The organism is Microcystis sp. BLCC-F209 (assembly GCF_041928595.1).
Classification (GTDB): Bacteria; Cyanobacteriota; Cyanobacteriia; order Cyanobacteriales; family Microcystaceae; genus Microcystis.
The window spans coordinates 1-6805 of the sequence record NZ_JBHFLL010000168.1 but is presented as its reverse complement, the minus strand read 5'-3'; the positions used below and the strand labels follow the sequence as shown (position 1 = coordinate 6805).

General features: G+C 42.7%; 7 protein-coding genes. 4 read left to right on the top strand and 3 right to left on the bottom strand.

Annotated elements, in window-relative coordinates; all coding sequences use genetic code 11:
• Positions 1 to 277 precede the first annotated feature (277 nt).
• A complete protein-coding gene (locus tag ACE1AQ_RS10475) occupies positions 278 to 1462 on the bottom strand; it encodes an AAA family ATPase (protein WP_110543853.1) in 1185 nt (394 codons plus the stop codon).
• Between the two features lie 238 nt (positions 1463 to 1700).
• Here ACE1AQ_RS10475 and ACE1AQ_RS10470 point away from each other — a divergent pair, with 238 nt between their 5' ends.
• Positions 1701 to 2837, top strand: a complete 1137-nt coding sequence (locus ACE1AQ_RS10470; protein ID WP_008206768.1) for a geranylgeranyl reductase family protein — start codon at positions 1701 to 1703, stop codon at positions 2835 to 2837.
• Here the strand turns inward: ACE1AQ_RS10470 and aroB are convergent.
• Complete coding sequence (gene aroB, locus ACE1AQ_RS10465; protein WP_110543856.1) at positions 2814 to 3914, bottom strand: 3-dehydroquinate synthase; 1101 nt, start codon at positions 3912 to 3914, stop codon at positions 2814 to 2816. The genes ACE1AQ_RS10470 and aroB overlap by 24 nt on opposite strands.
• Before the next feature lie 134 nt (positions 3915 to 4048).
• Positions 4049 to 4444 (bottom strand): hypothetical protein, encoded by a 396-nt coding sequence (locus ACE1AQ_RS10460; protein ID WP_008206772.1) that lies wholly within the window; start codon positions 4442 to 4444, stop codon positions 4049 to 4051.
• Positions 4445 to 4858: 414 nt separating this feature from the next.
• Here ACE1AQ_RS10460 and petN point away from each other — a divergent pair, with 414 nt between their 5' ends.
• From petN to sbcD, 3 genes are all read left to right on the top strand, one after another.
• Positions 4859 to 4948, top strand: a complete 90-nt coding sequence (gene petN / locus ACE1AQ_RS10455) for a cytochrome b6-f complex subunit PetN (RefSeq protein WP_012265708.1) — start codon at positions 4859 to 4861, stop codon at positions 4946 to 4948.
• Positions 4949 to 4973: 25 nt separating this feature from the next.
• Entirely contained in the window at positions 4974 to 5117 is a 144-nt protein-coding gene (locus ACE1AQ_RS10450) for a hypothetical protein (protein WP_002736416.1), read from the top strand.
• A 297-nt stretch (positions 5118 to 5414) separates the two neighbouring features.
• Complete coding sequence (gene sbcD / locus ACE1AQ_RS10445) at positions 5415 to 6668, top strand: exonuclease subunit SbcD (protein WP_008206775.1); 1254 nt, start codon at positions 5415 to 5417, stop codon at positions 6666 to 6668.
• Positions 6669 to 6805 lie beyond the last annotated feature (137 nt).

Here is a 6805-nt window from a genome sequence, read left to right as displayed (position 1 = left end):
AATAGGCTTTTCGAGGGTAATTCTTGTTTTAATTCTCCATGTACGCAGTCTTTAAAAGCCTCTATTTCGTTCCAAGACACGATTAAGAGTGGCTTTTAGGCTAAGTATAATTACTTATCGCGTAAGTGAGATGCTCCCATAGATTTGGCTAGGTCTTGTTTGCCTTGATTACTAATACATTTATACCTTATTTCTGGGGGAATAAGTTTAGGCAAAAGTTCGTTTAACACATTTTCTATAGATGACTCTTCTAGCAAAAATACGATATCATAGTTCATTATGGTGCTACTCCTTCAAACCAGCCTTGATTCCAAAGATAGCCGGGTAAATCGCCTTCCGCTACTAAGTTTTTGATGATTTCGCTATCGGCAGCCCTATGGATTTGGGTGATACCTTGGGATTTAATTAGCCAGAAAATACTAGCTAGTGGAACCGCATTGAGAAAATCGGGGGAGTGGCTAGAAACAAATACCTGACCCCCCCGATAGCTATAGTGGGCGAATTCTTCGGCTAGTTCTTTTAATAAAGTAGGATAAAGTTGGTTTTCTGGTTCTTCGACACAGAGTAGGGGATGAGGATTGGGATCGAATAGTAATATTAAATAGGCGAACATTTTCATAGTCCCGTCAGAAACATAGCGATCAATAAAAGGGTCTTTAAAGGCCTGATCTTGAAAACGTAAAATCAAGCGACCGTCTTCGGTTTCTTTGGCTTCTACAGAGGAAATACCCGGAACTCGTTCTTTCATTTTTTCGAGAATTTGCTGAAAAATTTCGGGATATTGTTGATAAATATATTGAGCAACTGTAGCTATGTTGTCGCCAGTGGGGGATAAGTGTTCAGCATAAGATATTTCTTTACTTCCTCTAGCTTCGCTAATATGAAAGTCAGAAACGTGCCAATTTTCAATCAGAGAACGAAAGGCTGTAGCGGCTTTAAAACGTTGAAATTGTCCTACTCCCTTGATCGCTAGTATGTCGTTAGATTCTAGCTGTTGTTCTTCTCGATCGAGTTCTTTATCCGGTTTACTAAAATCTTCTTCGTTGGTGATAGCATATCCTTGACCAAGTTTAAAATCTAAAAAATGAAAAGGTTTACCGTGTTCACCCCGTTTATAGCGAAGTATTTCGCGTTTGATAACGGGGCGATTATTGTTTTGTCCAATTATGATTTGATAAGTAACCAGACGTTCTGTATCTAAGATTTTCATGGGAAATTGCAGCTCGATTTCAATATCTTCCTGTTCTTGACCTCTAGTGATAATTTCTCTATAACCGCCGCGAATTTGTAAGGCTTGGCGAATGTTGTTTTTGAGGGCATCTCGCAGAAACACAAAAATATCAAATAGAGTAGATTTTCCCGTGCCGTTAGCTCCAATAATCACACAAAAAGGGGGAATATCTCTTATGTGTATGTTTTTAAACATACGATAGTTTTTTATTTTAATAGAAACAATTTTCATGATATAATCGAGCCGTTATAGTTTTTTTGATTATACGATTGATCAGGTGAAGATAATTGATCAATTAGTCAAAAAAGCCAGAGATTAGGCTCTCTTGGACATGGGGGGATAAATCAGCTAGAAACTAGAGAGGCCAGATCAACCGTCTGAAGAAGGGACAAGAAACCAGACTCAAGACAAGTTGCCCAAAATAGCGTAAATTGTCTATAAATTTGTTCAACGACTTAAATTAGTACAAATGTTTGACTGTATTATCATCGGTGCGGGACCAGCAGGAACGACGGCGGGTTATCATCTAGCTAAAAGGGGACGATCTGTCCTGATCCTTGATAAAGCGAAATTACCCCGTTATAAACCCTGTGGTGGGGGGGTATCCCCGGCAATTAAGCAGTGGTTTGATTTTGACTTTACCCCCGTGATCGAGAATACCGTCACGCAAGTACAGTTTACTTGGAAACAGGGGGATACCGTCACCACTAAGTTAAATATGCTAGAACCGATGTGGATGGTACAAAGGGATCGTTTCGATGATTTTTTAGGTCAACAGGCGATCGCAGTCGGGGCAACCATCCAAGATAACAGCGAAGTTACCCAGATCAAATTCCTTCAAGATCACTGGCAAGTTACCACATCCCAGGGAACATTTTCAGGCAAATATCTGATTGCTGCCGATGGTGTTAAGGGCAATACCAGTCGCTGGTTAGGATTACCAGCGAAAAACCAAGCGATCGGGGCTACTCTCGAAATTACTAACGCAGAAGTGACTATTCCCCCCCAAAAAGCTTTTTTTGATTTTGGTTCCCTAAAAAATGGTTATATCTGGGCTTTTCCCAAGTCTAATGGTTACACAATTAGCGGTGGTTGTTTTAAGGGCAGCATCAAATCCGAGGAGCTAAAAAAACAACTGTTAAATTATGCCCGTCAAAAGGGCTGGAATTTAGAGGATTATCGCTATAGTGAGTATGCTTTAGCCCTTTGGAACGGAAATCAACCGCTACACGCCCAAAATGCCCTAATTACAGGAGAAGCGGCGGGTATTCTCGATCCGCTCATCGGGGAGGGTATCCGTCCGGCAATTTTGACGGGAGTTAAGGCAGCCGAGGCGATCGATCGAGCTTTAGCCGGAGATAATCGGGCTTTGGCGAGCTATAGTCGGATAATTCGGGAAGAATGGGGGGAAGATATGGCTTTAGCGGCCAAATTAGCCAGTTTATTCTATCAATTTACCCAAATCGCCTACAATGTCGCCGTTAAACGGCCGATCGCCGGTCAACTGATGGGACGTATTCTCGTGGGAGATTTAAAATACCGGGATGTTACGGAACAAGCGATGCAACAATTGAAAAAGCTTTTACTGCCCGGATTCGGTTGGTGATAACACCTCCCGCACCAGGGTAGGGGTGACTCGATCGCTAATGGTGACTTGGCCGATTGCCGTTGGTAAAATAAATCTAACCTTGCCATCTTTAACCTTTTTATCGGCAGTGAGAGCATTGACCATCTCATCGGCATTTAAAGGCGGCATACGGGTTTCTAAGGCAGCTTTTTCGATTAAATCGGTTTGACGTTGATTTTCCCTGGCGGTCCACATTCCCAGTTTAACAGCGATCGCTCCTGCCGCCACCATCCCCATCGCCACCGCTTCCCCGTGGTTAATCCTAGTATATCCCGTTAAACTTTCAATGCCGTGGGCGATCGTGTGACCATAGTTTAAGATCGCCCGCAAACCCGCCTCTTTTTCGTCTTTGCTTACCACATCTGCTTTAGCTTGGCAAGACTTTGTAATAATTGTTTGCAATAGCTCGCCATCGATCTGAGAAAAACTGGCTAAATTGTCCGAGTCTTCCAACTGTTGAAATAACTCAGCATCCCAAATTACACCATATTTAATCACTTCTGCCATTCCAGCCCGAAATTCTCGCACGGGTAGGCTTTTAAGCACGCTAGGATCGATCAGAACTAATTTCGGTTGATAAAACGCCCCGATCAGATTTTTGCCCTGGGGATGATTAACACCGGTTTTACCCCCGATGGAAGCGTCCACCATCGCTAACAGAGTGGTGGGAACTTGGACAAAATTAACGCCTCGTAACCATGTGGCTGCCGCAAATCCCGTCATATCACCGATTACACCACCACCGAGGGCAACCATAGTCGAGGAACGTTCCAGCCGGTGAGCGAGGGCGCTATCATAAACTTGGGCGATCGCATCGAGGGTTTTATAATTTTCGCCGGCGGGGATCAGATGAGTAAAAACGACAAATCCCGCTTTTTCTAGGGAATTAACGGCTTTATGTCCGTAATAGTCAAAAATTTCGGGATTAGAAACCAATAAAACCTTTTTGCCTAAGCTTAACTGGCTCATTTCTGCACCGAGATTAGCTAAACTGCCCTTCTCGATCAGAATATTATAGGAGCGATCAGGTAAATTAACGGGAATACAAATAGCCATGGGGTGTGGTAATTATAAATTATCAATTATGAATTATGAATTGCGAGGTAGGGAGATGGGGAGTGCCGGAGCAGGGAGAATAAATAAAAATAATCTCCTGACTCCTGACTCCCGATAGCCAAAAAGATGATCGGTTATTGACGCAGCTTAGTCAACTCTAAGAGCAGACGACAGGATAAAAAACAGATAAAGCTCTCTCCCAGAAAGAGACTTAATTGCCAAGCGTCAGCGATCAAGTCTGTGGATAATTGTAGGGGAACTAGGCCGCGGACTAGGGCAAAAGCTGCCACTGTACCATCTTTGAGATGGGGATTATCATCGTTACGGACGACATAACGATAGGTGACACCGAAGAGAAATCCGCTAATTATCGCCCCGGATATCTTGACAAAAGCGCCAATTACTGTGAGCGATTCCCCTAAAAATAGTCGATCAACAGTTAAAAATAGCAGATAGGGAACCAGGAAAGCCAGCGCCGAGATACTCCCCACCTGTATGGATTCGATTCTTTCCTTGAGCGTAATTTGCACGATCGCCTCTCTAAAACGGAGTCACTGATGGAGTATTATCGAAAATTTGGGTTGAAAACCTCGCCCTTTAGGGCGACTTTATGTTAGCATTAAATTGAGTCGTTGACTTTGGGAACGCAGGAAACAAGCGACACTCCGTAATCCCTAAATCTCTAACCATCACTGGTACAAAAGCTTTCATCCTAAGTCCACATGGTAAGAGCGAAAAACAATTAAATACTGTGGGACACACAGAAATTTACGCTTGGGGAGTAGTCTTTAAGGGTGCTTACCTTGTAGGTGTAGTCGGACTAGACATGAAACTGTAAGACCAAAATTAGCTTTGCTAGTAGCGGCAAGATTCAGCCCAAGAATCTCCGCACTTTTAGGGCGGAGAGTGTCAACTCCTAAGTAATTCGTTTAACAAAGGCAATTATGGATATTTTGACACTTGGTTGGGTTAGCATTCTCGCCCTGTTCACTTGGTCGATCGCCATGGTGGTTTGGGGTCGTAACGGTTTCTAGGTAATCTATAGATACCATAGATACCATGGAAACATCCTTGATTCTCAACACTCTCTTTCTAGTCGCCTTAATTCTCCTCGTTATCGTCAGTGGTGGCATTCTCTACCTGACGACTACAGAATGGCGCGATCGCCGTCGCCAAGATGGCGATAAAAAATTAGGAAAATAATCCCGAACAGGTGTACTTAATTACGCCTGTTTTTCCTTTACTATAGATTTCCTGCAAAAATCAAAAATCTTCCGTTAGGTGAGGAGACGGTCGATAGGATAATCCGAGACAGGAGGATAAAAAAGACAAGAAACAACTATGCTATCCACAAAACCTAAGATTATGTCAGATTTATCTGAGTTTTTAGATATTTTGACTAGATAGCGGTTCTAGAACTTACTTTTTCAGGAGGTCTTAAGTAGCTAGACGCAATTAATTAGACATATCTCACCACCTCTTGCCTTTTGCCTACTACTTATGATTAAAATACTGCACTTATCGGATATTCACATGGGGAGCGGTTTTTCCCATGGTCGTTTAAATCCAAAAACGGGATTAAACACGCGTTTAGAGGATTTTATGGGCAGTTTAAGCCTCTGTATCGATCGGGCTATTGCCTCCCCTGTGGATCTAGTGCTTTTTGGGGGAGATGCCTTTCCCGATGCCACTCCTCCTCCTTTTGTTCACGAAGCTTTTGCCAGTCAATTCCGTCGTCTTGCCGATGCTAAGATCCCGACGGTGTTATTAGTGGGTAATCACGATCAACATTCTCAGGGTAATGGCGGTGTCAGTCTCTCCATCTATCGTACCCTAGCGGTGCCGGGGTTTATTGTTGGCGATCGCCTAACCACCCATCGCATCGCCACCCGCAACGGCGATATCCAAGTCATTACTTTACCCTGGTTAACCCGCGCCACTCTCTTAACCCGTCCCGAAACCGAGGGGTTATCCTTGAGTGGGGTAAATGAATTATTAATTAACCGTTTGGAGCCAGTTTTAGAAGGAGAAATTCGCCAATTAGATACAAGTTTACCAACAGTTTTATTAGCCCATTTAATGGCTGATCGAGCTAGTTTAGGAGCAGAAAGATTTTTAGCGGTTGGTAAAGGTTTTACCGTGCCTTTATCGTTGCTAAATCGTCCACAATTCGAGTATGTTGCCCTCGGTCATGTTCACAAACACCAGAATCTTAATCCTAGCAATGATCCGCCTATTGTCTATCCTGGGAGCATCGATCGAGTAGATTTTAGCGAGGAAAAAGAAGATAAGGGCTATGTTTTAATAGAAGTGGCTAAAGGAGAGGTTAAATGGCAATTTTGCCCTTTACCTGTGCGTCCTTTCCGTTCCATCGAGGTGGATGTTTCCCAGGCAGCAAACCCCCAAAAAGAATTGCTGAAAGCTCTCAAAAAATACGATATTCAGGAAGCAGTTATCCGCTTAGTTTATAAAATTCGCAGTGAACAATTAGAGCTAATCAACACCAATCAGCTTGATGAGGCGTTAAAACCTGCCCATAGTTATAGTATTCGGGCTGAGTTAATTAGTCAATTAACCCGTCCCCGTTTACCAGAATTAGGGGTGGGTAATCAATTAGATCCGATGGAGGCGTTAAAAGCTTATATCGATAATAAGGAAGATTTGCGCGATATTGTTGATGATATGTTAGAGGCAGCCCAGCTTTTATTAAATCAACAGCCAGAATTTTGGCCAGAGGAAGAAACCTCGATTTAGCTATCAGTTATCAGTTATCAGTTATCAGTTATCAGTTATCAGTTATCAGTTATCAGTTATCAGTTATCAGTTATCAGTTATCAGTTATCAGTTATCAGTTATCAGTTATCAGTTATCAGTTATCAGTTATCAGTTAT